We start from the raw sequence: 19,235 nt of genomic DNA on the forward strand, positions 1-19,235 counted from the left end.
GAATGGCGGGTTTTGGCATGCGACGCCGCTTGCGCGCTGAATTGCCAACTTCTGGAAGTGGTCGACATCAGCTAAACACTGGCCCCGCCTTAACTCGACGGGGCCAGTCACTAGATTACTCGCGGTCGTCTGGGCCTGCACCAGTCTCCGTGCCGGTGAACAACGTGAGTTCGGGATGAACCGGGAGCTCAAACTGGAACAGGCGCACGCGCTCCATGCCCGGTGCCAGCTTGCCCCAGACGGCAGAGTTCTTGCCGTCCATCTTCAGGACCGCGCGGACTTCCGCAGAACCCTTGATACGTGACCAGTCGGGGAAGGCTTTCAGGATGCTTTCGGGAGCGATGCGGACGATGCGGCTGGTGGCGCGCACCACCACGGTTCCAAGCGCGGCGCTCACGGCCTGTGCCTGCAGCGCGGGATCGGACCCGGCGTTCAGGGCTACGATCTGACCGCTTGCGATCAGGGCTTCCAAGCGGTCCACAAACGGCACCTGCGCAGCCTGCGCGCGCCGGTAGTGGTCAAGAGCCGCCAGAGCCAGCCGCTTGCACAGGAACTGGCGCGGCAGGACGCGATAGCGGCGGGCAAGGCAGCCGGCAGCATAGAGGGAGGCAAAGATGCCGGCGGCCTGTCGTTCGGCCCCGCCAGCTGCGGCCACGCGGGAATGGCGAAGGAAATCGTCATGGTGCTTGGCAAGGCGGGCGCGCACCTTTGCGGCGTCTTCAATGAGATCTGCCTGCAGCCGGGCCACAAAGGCGGGAAGCGCATGGCCGTGGTTCTTGCGAGCCGCCGAGACCAACTTGGCCGCGAACGCCGGAGCATTCTCGGCGTCCGGCGGCAGGGCGCTAAACACCCCCAAGCCATCGCCATTGGCCCGCAAGGTCAGGATGTTGCCCTCAGGCTCCATGTCACAGGCATCGGCGAGCGGCCAACGCCCCGAGAGCAGGGTGACCCTCCCACCCGGTGCCCTCACCAGATCAAAGGCGGTCGACACAAACAGGTCAGCTTTTTTGGTCTTGGCCGTGGTGATGACGGCAGGGTGGACGTGATCCACAATCAAAAGGTGGTCGCGACCATCACGCCGTGCGGATTCAGGATCGGTCAGCACATCACGCATGGAAGCGATGCTGGACACCGGACCCGCGACGGACGCGGCGAGCATCAGGGCGGTACTCTTGCCGGTCCCGCTAGGGCCGACAATCTCAATCGTGGCGTTGACGGCCTGCGGCATGAGATGCAGCACCGGGGGTAGGAAAGCTGCCATGATCGCCGAGGCCACCAGCGGCTGGGCCTTCACGCTGTTTGCAACCTCGGCCTGCCACGCGCTCAGGGTGCCGCGCTTGCGGGTTGCGCCGGGCTTGGGGGTAAACATTACCCACGGCGCGGCATCGGACCCGATCGCGGAGCCGTCCTGCTGGACGAAAAACTTGCCGTTCCAGCCGGGGTGCTCTGCGACGCGGTTGTCCTGAAAATCGGTGACGTAGGGGACCTCGCCGACAACTTCTTCGAGCTGCTTCTTGGTGAATACCGGAAACCCTGCCGCGGCGAGGTCCCCGGCCAGACGGGAGTTGGCGAGGCTAAACTGTTCGAGGCGCAGCGTTGCGGAGCCCTGATCGGTTTCCACATGGATGTAGCGCTGACCACTGGCGGCACGGTGGCCGGAAATACGAATCTGAGTGCTCATGGAAGTTCTCCAGACGTAGAGGGGGTAGTGCGAGCCGCAGGCGTGCGGCCGCAGAGGCATTTTCAAGATGGTGGAGGGGCCGGGCTGGCCGGGATCGTCCCTAAAATCCCTACGATCCCGCCGTGTTCAGGCCACATTCGGTCAGGGGTGACGGGCAGGTGAGCGGTGGGGGAGCGTGCTGGGCGGAGGGCTGTGGCCGGTAGCAACCGTGTTCTGCCACCACTACACCGTCTACCAGTGGGTTTTCATACCCCGATCATAGATCTCAACACGCCCACACCACCCATTTCCAAACCATTGTCACTCACTTTTCAGGGGCTCATCAGGAACCCGTTGCGAGTAATCAGCAGCCCGTTCCGCAGCACCAGGTCATCAAGTGCCCACATGTCCATCCACAGCATCCACTGGATGAGGTTGGGCGTAGGGACACGTCCCTTGCGCTTTGACCTCACCAGCACGCCTTCGGCATTGGGCCAGCTGGGGCGATGACACGCCCAGCCCTTGAAGCAGTAGCAGATGGGATGAGGGAGATTGACCAGACCCTCCACGACATGGACACGAGGCTGTTCCTTCATGCCCCGCTCAAGGGGATGGACACGGGCATTCTTGAAAGCCCGGCGTCCCCGCAGAGCTTCAAGGGCTTCGATCTTCTCGCCTCCCACGATGCCGTGCCAGTGGCCGTCCCAGACACCAGCCCTGCCGCGATTGCTGTCAAACTCCGGATCGAAGCCCATCAGCATCCAGCCCGGTGCCCCGGTGACCCCCGCACGATCGAGGCTGTTGCGGAGGCGGGCCTTCAGCACGATGGGATTGACCCCCATAAAGTCCTCAGCCTCCCACAGCAGGTCCCGGGGGCGGAGCGTCACCAGAGCCGTACGCTCTGCCCCGTACTCCTCGGCCCCCTTCCAAACGTGCCCGACCGGCCCCATGCAGGCCTCGCGCCAATACAGGGCCGACGCGAGGCTGTTCGGGATTTCGCCGCTGGCGACGGCGCGGGCGATGCGATCATGCAGGTCCATCGCCGCAGCCGCCAACTCCGGACAGTGGAGGTGTGCCTCACGCAGGGCCTTCAGCCGGACCCGGTCTTCGCGGTGGGCCATCTTGGAGGTGCGCCCCACGATGAGCCCCTTGGCGTCGCCGGTGTCGAGGTCCGGACGGAACGGGCGCTTGGCGCGACGCATGTCAGCGAGCTTAAGCCGCATGGCCGCCCTCCTTGCGAAGCATCAGGACAAAGGCATAGTTGTCGACACTCTTGCGCAAAACCAAAGTCTTGCGCCCGTAGCGGGTGCGGCTAAGCACCTGATTCTTCAGGAGTCCGAATACGGTGGTCCTGCCCAGCGACAAAATCCGGCAGGTTTCCTTCACGGAGTAGAAGTGAGGCGGGTCATGGGGCAGCGCCCCGGGCCGGTAACGGGAAGTGTTCAGGTCTTCGGAAAAGTCCGACTGATTGAGTTGATGCATGGTGCTCTCCATTGGTTGTGGAGGCTCATTTTTAGATCAACTTCCGAGGCCCCCTGGGCAGCTGGGACAGGGTGCAAATCGCAGAAGCCTCTAGCCCCCCTCCCGTTGCTGTCGGTGATACCCACAGAACCATCTTTGGCAGATTTAAGTTGCACGATGCACGGGCTATCTGTGCAAGAAAGACCCAAATTTCGGGGCGAATCGGGAGGTAGTTGGTGTGGCTAGGACCAAAAAAGGTGGGGTGATTCGCGGCAGCAGAATCCCGAAGTCAGATGTCGCTGCGCGGTTCCGAAACGCCTACCGATCGAACCATGGCCGGACCGGCTTCGAAGGCGACTGGGACGATTTCGTCGAGAGCCTCAACGCAAAACTGCAAGAAGCAGTAGGCATTCTGGCGGGGGAAGATACCGCTCCATACTACCAACCCGCCAACGTCCTGAAACGATGCGTATATGAACTGGTTCTTGATCTTGAAGATGCCGGAATGTCAGACAAGATCGACGATCTGATTGACCATATTCGTGTCGCTCACGAAGTCGGAAAGCCGTTCGGAGATCGGCGTGTCCTGCGCACGCTCCGCAAAGCGTGCGAGACGAACACATTCTATTACATCCTTCTCGGACTTGAAGGGACAACCATCAAGACCTTCAGCCTCAGTAAGAGCAACGTTACGCGGTTTGCCCAACAGCTAAACTATGCCCGGCGGCATAGGGTGCCGCCCGAGTTCCTAATTGGTTTCCTCATGCAGACAGGCGGCATCGGGCAGGTCTGCAAACGTGCAGGCGAGCCGAAGCGGGTGGAAAAGTGGTTTGCCGACCTCAGAAAGGCTGACAAGGCCAAGCGTAGATTGTCGTTACTGACCGAGGCCGATCCGCCGCTGGTTCTCAGCGAGGATGTCGGTGTAGGGCCTGCCGTCGATCTTGAACCGGCCGATCAGCTCGCGGCTGGTCATGGTGGTGCCATCGAGCGTGGCGGGTAGGTCTTCGAGGCTGACCTGATATCCCGACCCATTGTCGGTGACGCGGAAGTAGAACCGGTCGATGGAAACCCTAAAAGCCCTACCATCCCGACCAGTCTTGACCAGATTGTACGAGGCCCCGCACACCACAAAGCTTGCCCCGGTGACGGCGGGGCTGGGTATGCCGACGTCACCGAACCTGCCATCGTCGCCGATGATGACGCGGGCGAAGGGATAGCTCTGCGACCATTCCCCGATCAGACGGGCGGCATTGGCGCGGATACGACTGTCCAGACAGAGCTGCGAGGCCACTGCCGCGTCCATTGCGGCGGCGTTGCCACCCAGCAAAGCCAGACCTGCGGCAAGAGCGATAGATGCAATTCGGATCATGACTTGGCAGCCTTGCGCTGGTCAGTTGCCGTGCGGGGCGTAAAGTTCATCCTCGGTCGGCTGGCGGCGTGATGGGGGCTGCGCCTCGCTGGCAGCGGCAGCTTCGCGGGCAGCAGCTGCTACATCTGCTGCGGCGTCCCCAGCATCGGCGGCATCGTTCGCCGCGCTGTCCGCCTCGGAGCGCGCGCTGCTCTCGGCTGAGCTTGCGCCACCAGCTTCATCGGACGAGGTATCGCGTTGCCCGCTTTCGGCCGGGGCCTGACCATTGACCAGCAATCCGTCACGGATGCTGGCGGGATCGACGGCGACCGTAAAGGCCGCAGTCCCCGGCTCCTCGGTCGGCTGGGTAAAGTTCACGGACCATCGCAGGCGCGGGATGGTTACAATGTCCTGGCCCGATGTCGCGGTGCTGGCATCGATCTGGAGGGTGCCGCCGCAGATGATCTGCTTGAAGGGCGCGCCGGAGGGCGTGGCTCCGGTATAGACGCCCACCTCGGTGAACGTGGTGCGGGCCTGTTCCAGTGACTGGGTCATGTTGATGCCAAAGAAGGCGGCGGTGAGTACCCGATCGGCAGCCGCTTTCAGCATCATGTTGCGGACTTCCTTGCCCAAAACGTCTTGAACGTCGGCGCGCTGACAGGCGACAACCGCGTCGGTCACCGCTTGGTCAGCCGTGGGCGCGCAACTGGCGAGCGCGAACGGCAGCGCCGCCATGGGGAAACGAACCTTCATGGGAATACCTCGTGATGTCTGGTTAGCCGGTTGATCGGTCAGAGAATGCAGGCGTGGAACTGGGCGCCGTCCACTGAGACCACGCCGGGCGAAATCTGTTCGACGGTCATCACCATGTCGGGCGCATCCTCGCCCTCATCGGTTCCGGTGCGGATCTTCATGAGCCGAAGCGCCGAGAGGCTCTTGGTCGCCGGGTCGAAGGAGAACGCACCAATGTAGCTGGTCGAGCGCCCCACGTCGGACCGGTAGAAGTAGTCGGAAATCCGCAATCCCGTATCCGATGGCGCACGCCCAAACTGCATTCCAACCTTGCCGTCGCTACCGTTGCAGAACTCGCCGGGCTTGCCGGAGCCATCGATGAGGGCGACTGGCCCGCTGCTGGATTCGCCCGTCACGAACTCCGACCAATCCGCCAGCATTTGGTCTGCCGGAGGTCCGCTTTCAGCCGGGGAGGTCGCACCTATGTCGCCGCCCTCGGTCTCTCCGGCGTCGGGGCTGTTCATGCCGATGACAATCAAGAACATGAAGAGGCCGAACAGGACTACAGCAACCTTGCCGATCACCGGCATATCTCGCCAGACGCCCCCCGTTGATGCAGGCTCTGAACTGGTGCGTTGCGCGCTACCCTGTCTGCTCGATTCCGAGTTCGACCAGTGGCCAGAGTGTTCTCTGGACCCAATCGCCGGGCCGATGCGCTTGAGACCCTCCGAGGTCGGACTTGGCTGGTAGCTGTCGATAGATCGCTGCTGCTGGGCTGCCATGGCCAGCCGCTCGATCGAAGGCGTTGCAATTGCCGCCTGAATGGCGCGCAACACGTTCTCGAACGGCACCAACTGCCGCTTGGAGAAAAAGACCGTGTTGGGGTCGGTGGGCGTGCCGGTGCGTGTGGCAGTGCCCGCAGCCAGCACGAGAACGATCTTGCCCGGTGACAGGAAGCCGGGGCGGAAAAACTGCACGGACTTGATGCTGGCCAGCGGGATCATGTGTTCGGCATCTGGGCCGTCAAACAGGAAGCCGCGCTGCCGCCGGGTGATGACAAGATGGTGCTCGAACAGGTCGATGGTGGCGTTGGTGCCGGAAGCGTGCAGGCTCATGCTGCACCTCGCACTGAGTCCCAGAGGGAGCAGCGTTGTCGCCCACCAAGATTGTTGTGTCGTTCCCCCAGCCCCAAATGCGCCTCCCCATGTATCGGAGGCACCGGGCAAAGCCGGGTGTTAGGAACCCTAGGAGACCCAGGGCGCCGCGCTTTTAAGGCGCAAACCCCTGGACATAACGCGGCCACCCGGCCGAGTGAACTCGACCGGCGTCCCCAATTAGAGGTTCCTACGCCTCCCCTGCTCGATTGAGAGCAGGTGGCGTTGCTATGCGGCGGACGCGCCGATTGTTCAAGATGCTGGCGGGCCATGGTCAAAGGTCCATGGCCGTCATGATGGTGATGGCCCGCATGGTGATCGTCTCATCGGCCGCATCAGGTGAGCCGAACCCCGGGTTGTTCACGTCGTAAGCGTCGATCTTCCAGTAGTAGCGATCACCATCCATGATGACCTCTCCGAAGTCGTGCTCACCCCACGGGTCATTGCCGCCCGTGAAAGTGTCGAACTCCCGGACCCTTCGCAGCAGGTCGGTCAGTTCCGGGGCGCCCATGGCCGCCACTGCGCGGGTGAGGACGACCTTGCCGCCGATGCCGGTCTTGCGCAGCCGGTCGTTCAATTCCTGTATCTTTCGCGTGCGCTGCAGGCGCGACGCATCTTCGTGGCGATCCATGCCAACGGTCCTTGTTTTGATGATCTTGCGGGGAGCCGGACTTCCGGCACTGAGGGGCAGCGGCCGCGCGACCGGATCGAGAGTTGGTGGCTGATGGCGATCAGCCGCGCGACACGCCTGCTGGCTACTTGGTCTTGGCCACTGCCCTGATCCCTTCGAGCAGCTTGTCGAGAACTGGCTTGGCCGCAAGTGCTGTCTGCATCGCCTTGGCAAAAGGCTGCACTGTCGGCGTCAGGTCGTTCTGGGCAAAGCCCTGCGCCAGCTTCTCGGCGGGGATATGGATCGGCACAAACAGTGCCAGATTAGCATCGTCGCGAACGAAGCCCTTTTCCAGCACTGGGCCGATCACCTTCATGTCCTTGATGGCTGCTTGGGCGTGCTCCTGTAGGCCCCTGCGGAACATCAGTTGAACGCAGAGTTGTGATGGCACCGTCTTCGTGACGGCCGCGATCCAGGTATGTTCGTATTCGTCCTCGTCGGCGGATATCTCGGCCACCTGCAGCCACATATCCCCAGTGCCGACGCCGCGCGTCATCTTCCACTCGGGGCACACCACCTGCGGCGTCCATTCGTTCTCAATGAACTCCCATGGGCTGGTCACGACCTTTTCGATTGCGACGAGCGCCTCGGACATCATGCGCTCACTGAGAGGGCCTGCGGCGTGGAAGAACTGTGTCTCGATCTCACCTATGCTGCGGACAACCTTCGCCGCGAGTTCCGGGTCTTGGCGGTTGGTGGCCTTGGCGCGCTGTTCGTGGTCCATGCTGCTTGTATCCTTGTGCAGAGGGAGGCCCCTGAAGGGCACTCCTCCGGCACGCGCCGGTCTTGCAGCAAAGCCTGCGGCATCCTCGGATCACCCGATAGACACGCAAGCGAATACCCGGTCAGGATCACCTGACCGTCCCTTCATGGACCTCAATTTTCGAGAGTGCGCCGGAGCGGGAATTGGCCTGCCGAGACGCTCGGTGTTGCGAGCCAAATGCCATATCCGGTGCAGCGCAAGCATATGGGAAACTGCCAAAAAAGTCAAAAGTGGTTGGTTTTTGCTGGCTGCGCATGGCTGGGCCTGAGTTCCGAATTTTACGTAGTTCCTGACGCCCAGCCGTGCCGATTCGCAGCTACCCTTGAGTGGGTCGAGCCGATGCAGAAACGACCGAGGCTAGGACAAAGGCCCGTTCCCTCGCGAAGGGGTGAGCGGCACGGTCTATCGACATAACCTGCGCTCGGAGGTCGGTCCGCCCGGGAGAACTGACACCGCGAATCGGTCGGCAGCGGACCGGAGCTTGGATGGCAGAGAAGAGTAGAGCGGCGGTAGAACGTAACACCGAGTCACATTTTGGCGCGAGACCACTCTGCTAGCCCTCTGTGCATACAGTTTCTTGGCGGCGCCCACTTGGAGTACACGCCAGTCTATCCCATAAACTTGTAACCGTCATTTGGGGTTTGAACAGAGAAGCATGAGTTGATATCCATGCTGGATATAACGCGAGGGATGTGTAGTGCAATTCCGACTTATTACGGCCCTCATCGTATTCATTGGATCCTATCTGCCGCTGAGCCTGATTCTCCTCGCGCAGAATTTTGATTTTTCGGCTGTTAGAAATCAGTTTTGCTGGCCGATAAATGAGAATGCATGTGTAATCCCAATAAAAAGTCCAATATTCTCGATCGGGTTATTTTCGCTCACTCTCCTCTGTTTAGGCGTCACCCTCGTGGCATTACGAGCTATTCGCCCATCAATTGATGTGGAGGTCATAGAAGCCGAGTACGTTCCGACGGATCTGATGAATTACACCCTGCCCTACGTTGTCTCGTTTATGAGCATTGATTATCAAGAGACAGGAAAGTTCATTGGGTTTCTCGTGTTTCTCGTTTGGATGTTCTGGATCACGTACCGGGCCGGACAGGTAATCCTTAACCCTGTCCTGATCGCGCTCGGGTGGAGGCTTTACACAATCAGTTATCGCTTCGCAGGAAGCCCCAACGTCTTCAAGACGAGCGCACTCTCCAAAGGTCACCTGAATCCAGGCAGTCACAAGCAATATCCACTGCAGGAAATCCAGATCATGAAGCCGGAGGTTCCAGCCTGAAATGCCGCTACCCCAAAAATTCGCAGATTTCGACATTCCCAATGCAGGTGTCACCGTCTGGCTGTTTAAGAAGTCGGGCGGTGCTGGTGGCGTCGCCCCCGTCTTTACCGGTCATTGGATCGCGACTACGGACGAGCTGGAGGCAGCGCTTAAAGAGGCAATAGCTGAGGCGCGCGACGCTATTGAGGAGGTCAACCCCTACAACCTTCTGGCCCAGAACAATGAGGCTAGCGTCCTCAATATAGGAACGCTTGAGACGCATGCCGACCGGATTGTCGCCGCCTCCGCCGATGCTCTGCAACAGCGGAAGGTCAGAAACCTGCGGCAGATACAAAATACAGACTTTTACGTCATCAAGCTAACGAGCGGTGGTGACGTCCTGCACGCTGTGCGCAAGACAGATGCTTCATGGCGGTCGAGCAGACGCGGAAACTACATTGATGTTTTGTTCCGCGACGAAGGTCTGGAACTTGACGATGCTCCGCAATTCTCCCTTTCCAAATACGTAGATTTCTTCATCGTGGATGACCAAATCCTGATCAAGGAGAAGAATAAGTTTGAGTCGATCGTGAGCTATCGCCAAGCGCATGAGAACGACTTTGCCGAATTACAAGCCGAGCCCCTGTTCGCGGGCCTTTTCACAGACCTCGCACCCCTTGTGGCGTTTGTTGGGACTAACAAAATACAGCTTCGGCGGATTTGCGCTATTCGTCAGAAGGGGCACTATCAGGATCAGGCCTTTATGGCTCGACTCCGACAACACCATGCGGAATACCAGCTCAATCTCGTGTTTGACGCAAATGGGCGAATCCAGCCTACTGACGAAACCTGCTCGGACATTATTACCGCCCTTCTTGACCATAGGTTGTCATCGGCGTTCTCGGAGAATGTTTACAACGTACCAGATGCTACACAGGTCAATTAATGGTATCGGCAGTTCCCGGCTGGCACCGACGCTGACGCCAACTGATCCGACCGATCAGGGCTGGTCGTCACTTGCCGCAGAACGCTGCCCAAGCAGCCATCAACTCTCGCCTCTTTTCCAACGCACGACCGCGCCGGTATGCCCGCTCTACGGACGATGCCACGGTGTGGGCTAGAGCCATTTCCACCTCTTCCCGTCCGAACTGAGTCTTTTCGCCTGCCCAATCGCGGAAGGTTGAACGGAACCCGTGCACAGTGATGTGCGAGTACTCCATGCGCTTGAGAAGCTGTGACAGTGCCATGTCGGAAAGTGAGCCGCCGCGCGGAGCTGGAAACACGAAATCCGTCGGCTTGAGGCCGTCTTCGTGCATCGCCTCAAGAACGGCGACGGCGGCATCGCTAAGCGGAACCTCGTGTTGAACCTGTGCCTTCATGCGTTCTGCCGGAACGGTCCACAGCTTTTCCACAAGGTTGACCTCACCCCAAGTCATGCCGCGCGCTTCGCCAGATCGTGCAGCCGTCAGAATGGTGAACTCCAGCGCGCGAGCTGCAACAGCAGGACGTGCTCGCAGTGCCGTCATGAAGGTCGCGACCTCCGCGAAGGGCAAGGCGGGGTGGTGCCGGACCGAGGCCTTGCTGCGCTTGGGCAGCAGAAGATCAAGATGACCCCGCCCACGTGCAGGGTTTTCGCCATCGCGCAGCCCCTTGACCTTTGCCGCATCGAGAACTCGCTCGATACGGCCACGGAGGCGAGAGGCCGTCTCGGCCTTGCTCAGCCAGATGGGTTGGAGAACCCCGAGTATTTGTTCGGTGGTCACCTGATTAATCGGCACTTCGAACAGGGGCTTGGCGTAGGTCGTAAGGGTATTGCGCCACTGTTGGCGATGCTTGGGGTTCTTAAAGCCTTCTTCGATGTCGTCGACCAACTCCATCGCGAAAGCGCCGAAGGTGACTACCGGCCTCTCCACGACTTTGGTCTTGGTGCGCTCAACGCGGGGATCGAGGCCATCGACCAGCATAGCCCGAATCTCGGCCGCGCGTTCTCTGGCCTTGGCCAATGGTACATCGAGCGCATTGCCCAACCCCAGTTCGAAACGAACCATGTTGTTTTTGCGCGGCTCTTCGGGTGGATCGGTCTCATCATCCTCCTTTTTCTTGCGTTCCCATTCCTCGAGCTTTTTCTTCCACTCCGCCAGCTTCTTCTCAATCTCTGCAGCCTGGAAGCGCTCGGGCAGGGTGCCGATGAATAGCCACGATCGGCCAGTTTTGCGGACGCGGAGATAGAGGCCGCCACCGTCAGCGTAGACCTTGGTCTCCTTGAGCGTGGCCACTTGCCTAGCCGAAAGCTTGTTACGCGCGTGCGAGGACATGATTCTCGCTGATTAGCAGCTTAAGGCAGGGGCTGCTAGGCCGAGTTTCAGCCATAGTTTAAGCACTGGCTCGAGACGATCCGCGACGAACCGCCGCGAACGCATCGCGCTTGGAAAAGTCCGAAAATCTCGGCTTTTTAAGCGTTCATGTTGGTTCGTGATAGTCTGCTGAAATGCAGTATCTGGCGGAGCGGGAGGGATTCGAACCCTCGATACGCTTTTGACGTATACTCACTTTCCAGGCGAGCGCCTTCGACCACTCGGCCACCGCTCCGCATTGCTCTGGAAGGCGCCCACTAGCCGCACAAGATCGCTTTCGCAAGGCGTGGCTTCCTGCAATGATGAAGATATGTCGCTTCTTCTTGCATTGGCCGCCGTTGCGGCTTCGCCTGTGTCTGCCAAGCCTGCCGCCGCGCTGTCGCCGGGGGAGGTCGTTGCGGCTTCTCCGGCCCCGGACTGGCAAGCGATTTCGCCCGATGACCTGCTGGTGATGGACCTCGCACCCGCTTCCAACGGCAGACCCCGACGCGTGGTGATCCAGCTGATGCCAGAGCCTTTCTCGCAAGGCTGGGTAGGTAACGTGCGCAAGCTTGCGGCGGCGCACTGGTGGGACGGGCTGACCGTCTACCGTGTGCAGGACAACTGGGTGTCGCAATGGGGCGATGCCGATGGCGAAGACAAGGCCAAGGCCAAGCTTCTGCCCGCAGGTATCGAGCAGGTGCCGCAGGAGCGCTATGTCGTGCGGCCTGAAGGGCCTGAGCGCAGCGCCACCCACGAAGAACTGGATACGTGGCTGGCGACGATCGAGGGCACGCATGCGGCGTGGCATGCGCTGGCGCGGAAGGGGTCGAAGGTCAAGGATTCCGATCCTTACGCCGACGAGACCTTCTTCTATCGCGGCTGGCCGGTGGCGGCATCGCAAGCGGGACCGAGCGCGTGGCCGGTGCACTGCTATGGCAGCATTGGCGTTGCGCGCGACATGCCGCCCGATACCGGGACCGGGGCCGAGCTATATGTCGCCATCGGGCATGCGCCGCGCCAGCTGGATCGCAACCTGGCGGTGGTCGGGCGGGTGATCGAGGGAATGCAGTTCATGTCCTCGCTGCCGCGCGGGCCTGCGCCGATGGGCGTCTATGCCGATCCGGCAGAGCGCACCCCGATTGTCTCGGTCCGTCCGGCGAGCGAGGTGGCGGACCTGCCGGTTTACGAGTTCCTGTCAACCGAAAGCGCATCGTTCCGCAGCTATGCCGAGGCGAGCGCCAACCATCGCGAGCCGTTCTACGTGCAGCCAGCCGGCGGGGTGGACATCTGCAATCTCAAGGTGCCGGTGCGTCGCCGCAAATGAACGACGAAGTCTACAGCCTGGCTACGACGTTGTGGCGCTGGGTGGGCGGCGCAAATGGCGGCGACTGGTTCTTTGCCACCATCGACGGCCCGGTGGGTGAGGCGCTTTCGGGGACCGCAGTGATGCACAGGCTGGAAAGCGGGCGGCGTTCGGGGTGGGGGTCGGTCAAGGTCGTGGCAAAGGCTGGCCAGACCGAGTGGCGAACCTCGGCATTTCCCTCGAAGGCGCTAGGATGGATGGTGCCGATCAAGTCAGCGGTGCGCAAGGCTGAGGGATTGGTCGAGGGCGAGCCCTTTACCCTTTCGCTCATCTTCTAGGGAAGGCCGCCTGTCTGTCGCAGGGCCTCTGCTACGGCGATCGAGGCGGAGGTCGCGAGGTTCATCGAGCGGACCTCTGGCCGCATCGGGATGCGCACCCGGGCGTCGGCGATGTCCGAAATCTCTGCAGGGACGCCAGCGCTTTCCTTGCCGAACAGCAGGATATCGCTGGGCGCGAAGGTGAAGTCGTAGATCGAGGCGCTGCTCTTGGTTGTGAAGAGTACTAGACGGCCGGGTCCAGCCGCCTCGCGGAAGAACGCGAAGCTGGGGTGCCGGATCACGCGCACGTGGTCGATATAGTCCATTGCGGCGCGGCGTACACGCTTGTCCTCCCACTGAAAGCCCAGCGGCTCGATCAGGTGGATCTCCACGCCGAGGCAGGCGCCGGTCCGCATGACGGCGCCGACGTTTCCAGCGATTTCGGGTTCGAACAGGGCAATGCGCATGGCGGCTGATTGGCGGTGGTGCGTGGCAAAGGCAAGACCCATGCGAAGGCCTTGTCGCCAGGATGCAACCGGGCGTTGCCTCAGGCGTTGTACGCACAAGATCGACAAGGCAGGAGGAGGACGCCATGAACGCACCGCGTGAGAGCAAGACCGCTATCGGCAATCACGAACTGCATCCCGAAACGCTGATGCTGAACTACGGATACGACCCGTTCCTGTCCGAAGGCGCGGTCAAGCCGCCGGTGTTCCTGACTTCCACCTTCGTGTTCCCCACGGCCGAGGAAGGACGCGACTTCTTCGACTACGTTGCGGGGCGCAAGGAGCCGCCGCCGGGGCAGGGCCGCGGCCTAGTCTATTCGCGCTTCAACCATCCCAACAGTGAAATCGTGGAGGACCGGCTGGCGGTCTACGAAGGGGCCGATGCCGGGGTGGTTTTCTCATCCGGCATGGCTGCGATCACCACGACGTTGCTTGCCTTCGTACGGCCATGCGAAGTGATCCTGCATTCCCAGCCGCTCTATGGCGGGACCGAGACCCTGCTGGCGAAGACGTTTGCCAACCTCGGCATCGGGGCCGAAGCCTTTTCTGATGGTCTCAGCGAGAGCGCGGTCTGGGCAGCAGCGGAGCGCGCCTTGGCGCGCGGCCCAGTTCCGCTGGTGATGATCGAGAGCCCGGCCAATCCGACCAATGCGCTAGTCGATATCGCGATGGTGGCGCGGGTTTGCGAAGCGATCGGGCAGCGTCAGGAGAAGCGGCCGCTGCTGGTTTGCGACAACACGTTGCTTGGCCCAGTCTACCAGCAGCCGCTGCAGCATGGTGCGGACATTTCGGTCTATTCGCTGACCAAGTACGTCGGTGGGCATTCGGACCTTGTCGCGGGTGCGGCCCTGGGCTCCGCCAAGCTGATGCGCGACGTCCGATTGCTGCGCAGCGCAATCGGAACGCAGCTCGACGCTCACAGTTGCTGGATGCTCGGGCGCTCGCTCGAGACGCTAGGGCTTCGGATGGAGCGGGCCAATGCCAATGCCGTCGCGGCAGCAGAATTCCTAAAGGATCATCCGGCGGTGGAAAGCGTGGCCACACCCATGTTCGCCGACGCAGGTTCGATGGAGGCGGAGGTGTTCGCGCGGCAATGCGGCGGGGCGGGATCGACCTTCTCCTTCGACATTCGTGGCGGGCAGCCGGCGGCGTTCCGCTTCCTCAACGCACTGCAGATCTTCAAGCTGGCGGTCAGCCTCGGCGGTACAGAATCGCTGGCAAGCCACCCAGCGACGACAACCCATTCCGGCGTGCCGGTGGAGTTGCGCGACAAGTTCGGCGTGCGCGATGCAACGGTCCGGTTGTCGATCGGGATCGAGAACCGCGACGATATCGTTGCCGACTTGTCGCAGGCCTTGGCCGCTGCGGAACAATGAGTGATAAAGCGCTCCGTCCTTATTGATCCGCCTTGCGCCGGGCTACTCCTTCACCGTCTCCATCGCCACGAAGGTCGAGGTGCTTGCCACGTGCGGCAGGCTCGAGATCTTTTCGCCCAGCACGGTCCGATAACGGCGGATGTCGGGGGTGCGGACTTTCAGGAGGTAGTCGAAGCTGCTGGCGATCATGTGGCATTCCTCGATCTCCGGGATGCGCAGGACGCCGGCGTTGAATTCGGCGAGGGCCTTGTCGCGGGTGTCGGAGAGTTTCACTTCGGCGAAGGCGACGTGGTCCATGCCGAGGCGGGCGTAGTCGACCTGCGCGGTGAAGCCGCGGATCACGCCGCCTTCGACCAAGCGCTTGAGGCGGACCTGGCAGGGCGTCTTGGACAGGCCGACCTTTTCGGCGAGCGCGGTGACGGGGATGCGACCATCGGCCTGCAGGACCTTGAGGATCTTGCGGTCGTGATCGTCCAGATCGACTGCGGTAAGGCCGAATTTGGGCATTATCGTCCTTTGGATGGCTCAAGAAAAGGTAATCAGGCTTGAGACTGAAGCGCGTTCGGTCAGATTGCCGTTCAGCCTTGTGCTATGTCAATGCCCATGACCACGCCCTTCGCCTCGTTCGCTCCGCCTGTCCGTCCTGCAACGCCACTGCGCCGCGCGATCACCGCCGCCGCGCGGATCGATGAGGCCGAGGCTCTCGCGCCGCCGTTGCGCGCGGCGACGTTGCCCGAGGACATGCGCGCGGCCATTCGTGCGACGGCAGGCGATCTCGTAACGGCGCTGCGCAGCGAGCATCGCGGCACGGGCGTTGAAGGGCTGGTGCAGGAATACTCGCTGTCGAGCGAAGAGGGCGTGGCGCTGATGTGCCTGGCCGAGGCGCTGCTGCGCATTCCGGATACGGCGACGCGCGACGCGCTGATCCGTGACAAGATTGCCGATGGCGACTGGAGCGCGCATCTTGGCGGCGGGCGCTCGCTCTTCGTCAATGCGGCATCTTGGGGCCTGGCAGTGACGGGCAAGCTGGTAAGCAGCGTCGACGATCGCGGCCTTGGAGCGGCGCTGACACGGCTGGTGGCGCGGGCCGGTGAGCCGGTGATCCGGCGCGGCGTGGACCTGGCCATGCGCATGATGGGTGAGCAGTTCGTGACCGGCGAGACCATCGAGCAGGCGGTGGGCCGCGCGCGTGAACTGGAAGCGAAGGGCTTCCGCTACAGCTATGACATGCTGGGCGAGGCGGCGACGACGGCGGCGGATGCGGCACGCTATTATGCCGATTACGAGAAGGCGATCCACGTGATAGGCGCGGCTTCGGCCGGGCGCGGCATTATCGAGGGGCCGGGGATCTCGATCAAGCTTTCGGCGCTGCATCCGCGCTATTCGCGGGCGCAGGCGGGAAGGGTGATGGAAGAGCTGCTGCCGCGGGTGAAAACGCTGGCGAAGCTGTGCATGGGCTATGACATCGGGCTGAACATCGATGCCGAGGAGGCCGACCGGCTGGAGCTGTCGCTTGACTTGCTGGAGAGCCTGGCGACCGATCCGGAGCTGGCGGGCTGGAATGGCCTGGGCTTCGTGATCCAGGCCTATGGCAAGCGCTGCCCGGCGGTGATCGACTGGATCGTCGATCTGGCGCGGCGGTCGGCACGCCGGATGATGGTGCGGCTGGTCAAGGGCGCCTACTGGGACGCCGAGATCAAGCGGGCGCAAGTGGAAGGGCTGGAGGACTTCCCGGTCTATACCCGCAAGGTCCACACCGATGTTGCCTATGTGGCGTGCGCGCGCAAATTGCTGGCGGCGCCCGATGCGGTGTTCCCGCAGTTCGCCACGCACAACGCGCAGACCCTGGCGACGATCTACCATCTGGCTGGGCCGGGCTATCGGCCGGAAGACTATGAGTTTCAGTGCCTGCACGGCATGGGCGAGCCGCTGTACGCGCAGGTCGTAGGTGCGGACAAGCTGAATCGGCCGTGCCGCATCTATGCGCCGGTGGGGACGCACGAGACGCTTCTGGCTTATCTGGTGCGGCGCCTGCTGGAGAATGGGGCAAACAGCAGCTTCGTCAACCGCATCGGCGACCCGGCAGTGCCGGTGGCCGAGCTTGTCGCCGACCCGGTTGAGGTGGTGCAGGCGATGCCGCACCCCGGGGCGCGCCATGACGGGATTGAACTGCCCACGGCCATCTATCCCGACCGGCGCAATTCGGCGGGGTTGGATCTGGCCTCCGAAGCAGTGCTGGAGAAGTTGGCGCGGGATCTGCAAGCGAGCGCGGCGGTGGACTGGCGCGCGGGTGAGGGAGAAGGGCGGGCAGTGCTCAACCCTGCGGATCACCGCGACGTTGTGGGGCATGTAGCCGAAGTCTCGCCCGACCAGGCGGTCGCCGCCGTGGCGCGGGCGGCGGCTTCGCGATGGTGGCAGGAACCGGTGGCGAGCCGGGCGGCGAAGCTGGAGCGGGCGGCGAGTGCGATGCAGGCGCGGATGCCGGTGATGCTCGGCCTGATCATGCGTGAGGCGGGCAAGTCGTTGCCCAACGCGATTGCCGAAGTGCGCGAGGCGATCGATTTCCTGCGCTATTATGCCGCGCAGGCGAGGGCCACGTTCGGCGCGGCGCAAGTGCCGCTGGGGCCGGTGGTGTGCATCAGCCCGTGGAACTTCCCGCTGGCCATCTTCGCCGGCCAAGTCGCGGCGGCACTGGTGGCGGGCAATGCGGTACTGGCCAAGCCCGCCGAGGAGACGCCGCTTATCGCTGCCGAAGCCGTGCGCCTGCTGCACGAGGCGGGCGTGCCGGAGGATGCGCTGCAGCTGGTCTGCGGAGATGGTGCGATCGGGGCGGCGCTGGTGGGCGCAGAGCAGACGGCTGGGGTGATGTTCACCGGATCGACCGAAGTGGCCCGGCTGATCCAGCGGCAATTGGCGGGCAGGCTCTCGGCGGATGGCAGGCCGATCCCGCTGATCGCCGAGACGGGCGGACAGAACGCGATGGTGGTCGACAGTTCGGCGCTCGCCGAACAGGTTGTGGCCGATGTCATCGCTTCGGCCTTCGACAGCGCCGGCCAGCGCTGCTCGGCGCTGCGGGTGCTCTGTCTTCAGGAAGAGGTGGCCGACCGGACGCTCGCCATGCTGAAGGGGGCGTTGCAGGAATTGCGGATCGGGCGGACCGATGCGCTCGATGTCGATATCGGGCCGGTCATCACCGCTGAGGCGAAGGGCCATATCGAGCGACACATTGAGATGATGCGGGCAAAGGGACTTGCGGTGAGCCAGCTGGCGCTGCCGGACGAGTGCGCGCAAGGGACGTTCGTAGCGCCGACGATCATCGAGATCGGCTCCATGGCAGACCTTGGCCGCGAGGTGTTCGGGCCGGTGCTGCACGTATTGCGCTTCCGGCGCGAAGGGCTGAACCGGCTGATCGATGAGATCAACGCCACCGGCTATGGCCTGACCTTCGGCCTGCACACGCGGCTGGACGAGACGGTCGCGAACGTCACCGCGCGCATTCGCGTCGGCAATATCTACATCAACCGCAACGTGATCGGCGCGATTGTCGGCGTGCAGCCGTTCGGCGGGCGCGGGCTTTCGGGAACGGGACCGAAGGCGGGCGGGCCGCTCTATCTCGGGCGGTTGGTCAGCCGCGCGCCAGTGTTTGCCGGGCGCGGGGGGCGCGTGCCGGGCGCAGCGCAGGACCTTGCCGACTGGCTCGACGCGCAGTGCGAAGCTGACCTTGCGCGCAAGGCGCGACGCTATGCCCAAGCCTCGGCGCTGGGGGCGGAGCTGGAGCTGGCGGGGCCGGTGGGTGAGCGCAATCTCTATGCGCTGCATCCGCGCGGATCCGTGCTGCTTGTCCCTGAGACACGCGAGGGCCTCCTCGAGCAGATGGCGGCGGTGCTCGCCACCGGCAATCGCGGCGTGGTGCAGGGGATGGCCCTGCCGGACGGGCTGCCGGAAAGCGTGGCGCGGCGGTTTGCTGCCGGGGGCGAGGGTTATTCGGTCGCGCTGGTCGAAGGCGGGACGGAGCGGGTGCGAGCGGTGCTGGCGCAGGTTGCCGGGATGGAAGGGCCGATCGTGACCGTCCATGCGGCCGATCCGGGAGCGCCGCTGGCGTGGAACTGCGACTGGCTGCTGGAGGAAGTCTCGACCTCGATCAACACGACAGCGGCGGGGGGGAATGCGAGTCTGATGATGATCGGGTGAGGGTGGCCTTTGGTAACGCGGGAGGCGCGCTTGCGATTTGAGCGGGCGTGCGAAGCAAGAAAAGCCAAGTCCCGGATCAGGTCCGGGACGACGGGTTTTGGGTACTCACCGTTGCGGGCTGAATGGCTGGTTCGGGGTGGAAAGCTGTCGC

Annotated in this window: 17 protein-coding genes and 1 tRNA gene; 7 read left to right on the top strand and 11 right to left on the bottom strand. The window is 62.7% G+C overall.

Features of this window, described 5'->3' with window-relative positions:
• Positions 1-115 precede the first annotated feature (115 nt).
• From NJ75_RS12095 to NJ75_RS12105, 3 genes are all read right to left on the bottom strand, one after another.
• Positions 116-1,681, bottom strand: coding sequence for a DUF927 domain-containing protein (locus NJ75_RS12095; RefSeq protein WP_039334845.1), 1,566 nt, complete (start codon positions 1,679-1,681; stop codon positions 116-118).
• A 311-nt stretch (positions 1,682-1,992) separates the two neighbouring features.
• Entirely contained in the window at positions 1,993-2,883 is an 891-nt protein-coding gene (locus NJ75_RS12100; protein ID WP_039334847.1) for a hypothetical protein, read from the bottom strand.
• Positions 2,873-3,154 carry a helix-turn-helix domain-containing protein gene (locus NJ75_RS12105; protein WP_039334849.1) on the bottom strand — a complete coding sequence of 94 codons (282 nt, stop codon included), beginning with the start codon at positions 3,152-3,154 and terminating at the stop codon, positions 2,873-2,875. Before NJ75_RS12105 ends, NJ75_RS12100 begins: the two co-directional genes overlap by 11 nt.
• 205 nt (positions 3,155-3,359) lie before the next feature.
• Between NJ75_RS12105 and NJ75_RS24345 the strand changes: the two genes are divergently transcribed.
• Positions 3,360-4,121: a hypothetical protein gene (locus NJ75_RS24345; protein ID WP_156135781.1), complete on the top strand. Its 762-nt coding sequence runs from the start codon at positions 3,360-3,362 to the stop codon at positions 4,119-4,121.
• A 390-nt stretch (positions 4,122-4,511) separates the two neighbouring features.
• Here the strand turns inward: NJ75_RS24345 and NJ75_RS12120 are convergent, their stop codons facing one another.
• The 4 genes from NJ75_RS12120 to NJ75_RS12135 all read right to left on the bottom strand — a co-directional run bounded on the left by NJ75_RS12120 (position 4,512) and on the right by NJ75_RS12135 (position 7,749).
• The gene (locus NJ75_RS12120; protein WP_039334856.1) at positions 4,512-5,222 is read right to left on the bottom strand and encodes a hypothetical protein; all 711 of its coding nucleotides are present in this window, start codon (positions 5,220-5,222) and stop codon (positions 4,512-4,514) included.
• 38 nt (positions 5,223-5,260) lie between these two features.
• Positions 5,261-6,316: a hypothetical protein gene (locus tag NJ75_RS12125; RefSeq protein ID WP_039334859.1), complete on the bottom strand. Its 1,056-nt coding sequence runs from the start codon at positions 6,314-6,316 to the stop codon at positions 5,261-5,263.
• Positions 6,317-6,629: 313 nt separating this feature from the next.
• The gene (locus NJ75_RS12130; protein ID WP_052242414.1) at positions 6,630-6,986 is read right to left on the bottom strand and encodes a DUF3768 domain-containing protein; all 357 of its coding nucleotides are present in this window, start codon (positions 6,984-6,986) and stop codon (positions 6,630-6,632) included.
• A gap of 124 nt (positions 6,987-7,110) precedes the next feature.
• Positions 7,111-7,749 (bottom strand): hypothetical protein, encoded by a 639-nt coding sequence (locus NJ75_RS12135; RefSeq protein ID WP_039334863.1) that lies wholly within the window; start codon positions 7,747-7,749, stop codon positions 7,111-7,113.
• A 949-nt stretch (positions 7,750-8,698) separates the two neighbouring features.
• Between NJ75_RS12135 and NJ75_RS24745 the strand changes: the two genes are divergently transcribed.
• Both NJ75_RS24745 and NJ75_RS12145 read left to right on the top strand, forming a co-directional pair.
• A complete protein-coding gene (locus NJ75_RS24745; RefSeq protein WP_156484053.1) occupies positions 8,699-9,076 on the top strand; it encodes a hypothetical protein in 378 nt (125 codons plus the stop codon).
• A gap of 1 nt (position 9,077) precedes the next feature.
• A complete protein-coding gene (locus NJ75_RS12145; RefSeq protein ID WP_039334866.1) occupies positions 9,078-10,001 on the top strand; it encodes a Kiwa anti-phage protein KwaB-like domain-containing protein in 924 nt (307 codons plus the stop codon).
• Between the two features lie 67 nt (positions 10,002-10,068).
• On the opposite strand, the gene NJ75_RS12150 is transcribed toward NJ75_RS12145, so the two are convergent.
• Entirely contained in the window at positions 10,069-11,370 is a 1,302-nt protein-coding gene (locus tag NJ75_RS12150) for a phage integrase central domain-containing protein (protein ID WP_039334869.1), read from the bottom strand.
• A 183-nt stretch (positions 11,371-11,553) separates the two neighbouring features.
• Positions 11,554-11,644, bottom strand: a tRNA-Ser gene (locus NJ75_RS12155).
• 75 nt (positions 11,645-11,719) lie between these two features.
• Between NJ75_RS12155 and NJ75_RS12160 the strand changes: the two genes are divergently transcribed.
• Complete coding sequence (locus NJ75_RS12160) at positions 11,720-12,715, top strand: peptidylprolyl isomerase (RefSeq protein ID WP_039334872.1); 996 nt, start codon at positions 11,720-11,722, stop codon at positions 12,713-12,715.
• The gene (locus NJ75_RS12165) at positions 12,712-13,032 is read left to right on the top strand and encodes a DUF1905 domain-containing protein (RefSeq protein WP_039334875.1); all 321 of its coding nucleotides are present in this window, start codon (positions 12,712-12,714) and stop codon (positions 13,030-13,032) included. Before NJ75_RS12160 ends, NJ75_RS12165 begins: the two co-directional genes overlap by 4 nt.
• Here NJ75_RS12165 and NJ75_RS12170 read toward each other — a convergent pair.
• Positions 13,029-13,478, bottom strand: a complete 450-nt coding sequence (locus NJ75_RS12170; protein WP_039334991.1) for a tRNA (cytidine(34)-2'-O)-methyltransferase — start codon at positions 13,476-13,478, stop codon at positions 13,029-13,031. The genes NJ75_RS12165 and NJ75_RS12170 overlap by 4 nt on opposite strands.
• A gap of 125 nt (positions 13,479-13,603) precedes the next feature.
• On the opposite strand from NJ75_RS12170, the gene NJ75_RS12175 reads away from it, so the two are divergent.
• Positions 13,604-14,893, top strand: coding sequence for a cystathionine gamma-synthase family protein (locus NJ75_RS12175; RefSeq protein ID WP_039334878.1), 1,290 nt, complete (start codon positions 13,604-13,606; stop codon positions 14,891-14,893).
• A 42-nt stretch (positions 14,894-14,935) separates the two neighbouring features.
• On the opposite strand, the gene NJ75_RS12180 is transcribed toward NJ75_RS12175, so the two are convergent.
• A complete protein-coding gene (locus tag NJ75_RS12180; protein WP_039334880.1) occupies positions 14,936-15,400 on the bottom strand; it encodes an Lrp/AsnC family transcriptional regulator in 465 nt (154 codons plus the stop codon).
• Between the two features lie 90 nt (positions 15,401-15,490).
• On the opposite strand from NJ75_RS12180, the gene putA reads away from it, so the two are divergent.
• A complete protein-coding gene (gene putA, locus NJ75_RS12185) occupies positions 15,491-19,084 on the top strand; it encodes a trifunctional transcriptional regulator/proline dehydrogenase/L-glutamate gamma-semialdehyde dehydrogenase (RefSeq protein WP_039334992.1) in 3,594 nt (1,197 codons plus the stop codon).
• Positions 19,085-19,235: the final 151 nt, after the last annotated feature.

This window comes from Novosphingobium subterraneum (assembly GCF_000807925.1).
Lineage (GTDB): Bacteria > Pseudomonadota > Alphaproteobacteria > Sphingomonadales > Sphingomonadaceae > Novosphingobium > Novosphingobium subterraneum.

What these genes read in the sequence shown, in the direction of transcription:
- NJ75_RS12095 (WP_039334845.1), bottom strand. Translation starts at nt 1,681, where the DNA reads ATGAGCACTCAGATTCGTATTTCCGGCCACCGTGCCGCCAGTGGTCAG.
- NJ75_RS12100 (WP_039334847.1), bottom strand. Translation starts at nt 2,883, where the DNA reads ATGCGGCTTAAGCTCGCTGACATGCGTCGCGCCAAGCGCCCGTTCCGT.
- NJ75_RS12105 (WP_039334849.1), bottom strand. Translation starts at nt 3,154, where the DNA reads ATGGAGAGCACCATGCATCAACTCAATCAGTCGGACTTTTCCGAAGAC.
- NJ75_RS12120 (WP_039334856.1), bottom strand. Translation starts at nt 5,222, where the DNA reads ATGAAGGTTCGTTTCCCCATGGCGGCGCTGCCGTTCGCGCTCGCCAGT.
- NJ75_RS12125 (WP_039334859.1), bottom strand. Translation starts at nt 6,316, where the DNA reads ATGAGCCTGCACGCTTCCGGCACCAACGCCACCATCGACCTGTTCGAG.
- NJ75_RS12130 (WP_052242414.1), bottom strand. Translation starts at nt 6,986, where the DNA reads ATGGATCGCCACGAAGATGCGTCGCGCCTGCAGCGCACGCGAAAGATA.
- NJ75_RS12135 (WP_039334863.1), bottom strand. Translation starts at nt 7,749, where the DNA reads ATGGACCACGAACAGCGCGCCAAGGCCACCAACCGCCAAGACCCGGAA.
- NJ75_RS12145 (WP_039334866.1), top strand. Translation starts at nt 9,078, where the DNA reads ATGCCGCTACCCCAAAAATTCGCAGATTTCGACATTCCCAATGCAGGT.
- NJ75_RS12150 (WP_039334869.1), bottom strand. Translation starts at nt 11,370, where the DNA reads ATGTCCTCGCACGCGCGTAACAAGCTTTCGGCTAGGCAAGTGGCCACG.
- NJ75_RS12160 (WP_039334872.1), top strand. Translation starts at nt 11,720, where the DNA reads ATGTCGCTTCTTCTTGCATTGGCCGCCGTTGCGGCTTCGCCTGTGTCT.
- NJ75_RS12165 (WP_039334875.1), top strand. Translation starts at nt 12,712, where the DNA reads ATGAACGACGAAGTCTACAGCCTGGCTACGACGTTGTGGCGCTGGGTG.
- NJ75_RS12170 (WP_039334991.1), bottom strand. Translation starts at nt 13,478, where the DNA reads ATGCGCATTGCCCTGTTCGAACCCGAAATCGCTGGAAACGTCGGCGCC.
- NJ75_RS12175 (WP_039334878.1), top strand. Translation starts at nt 13,604, where the DNA reads ATGAACGCACCGCGTGAGAGCAAGACCGCTATCGGCAATCACGAACTG.
- NJ75_RS12180 (WP_039334880.1), bottom strand. Translation starts at nt 15,400, where the DNA reads ATGCCCAAATTCGGCCTTACCGCAGTCGATCTGGACGATCACGACCGC.
- putA (WP_039334992.1), top strand. Translation starts at nt 15,491, where the DNA reads ATGCCCATGACCACGCCCTTCGCCTCGTTCGCTCCGCCTGTCCGTCCT.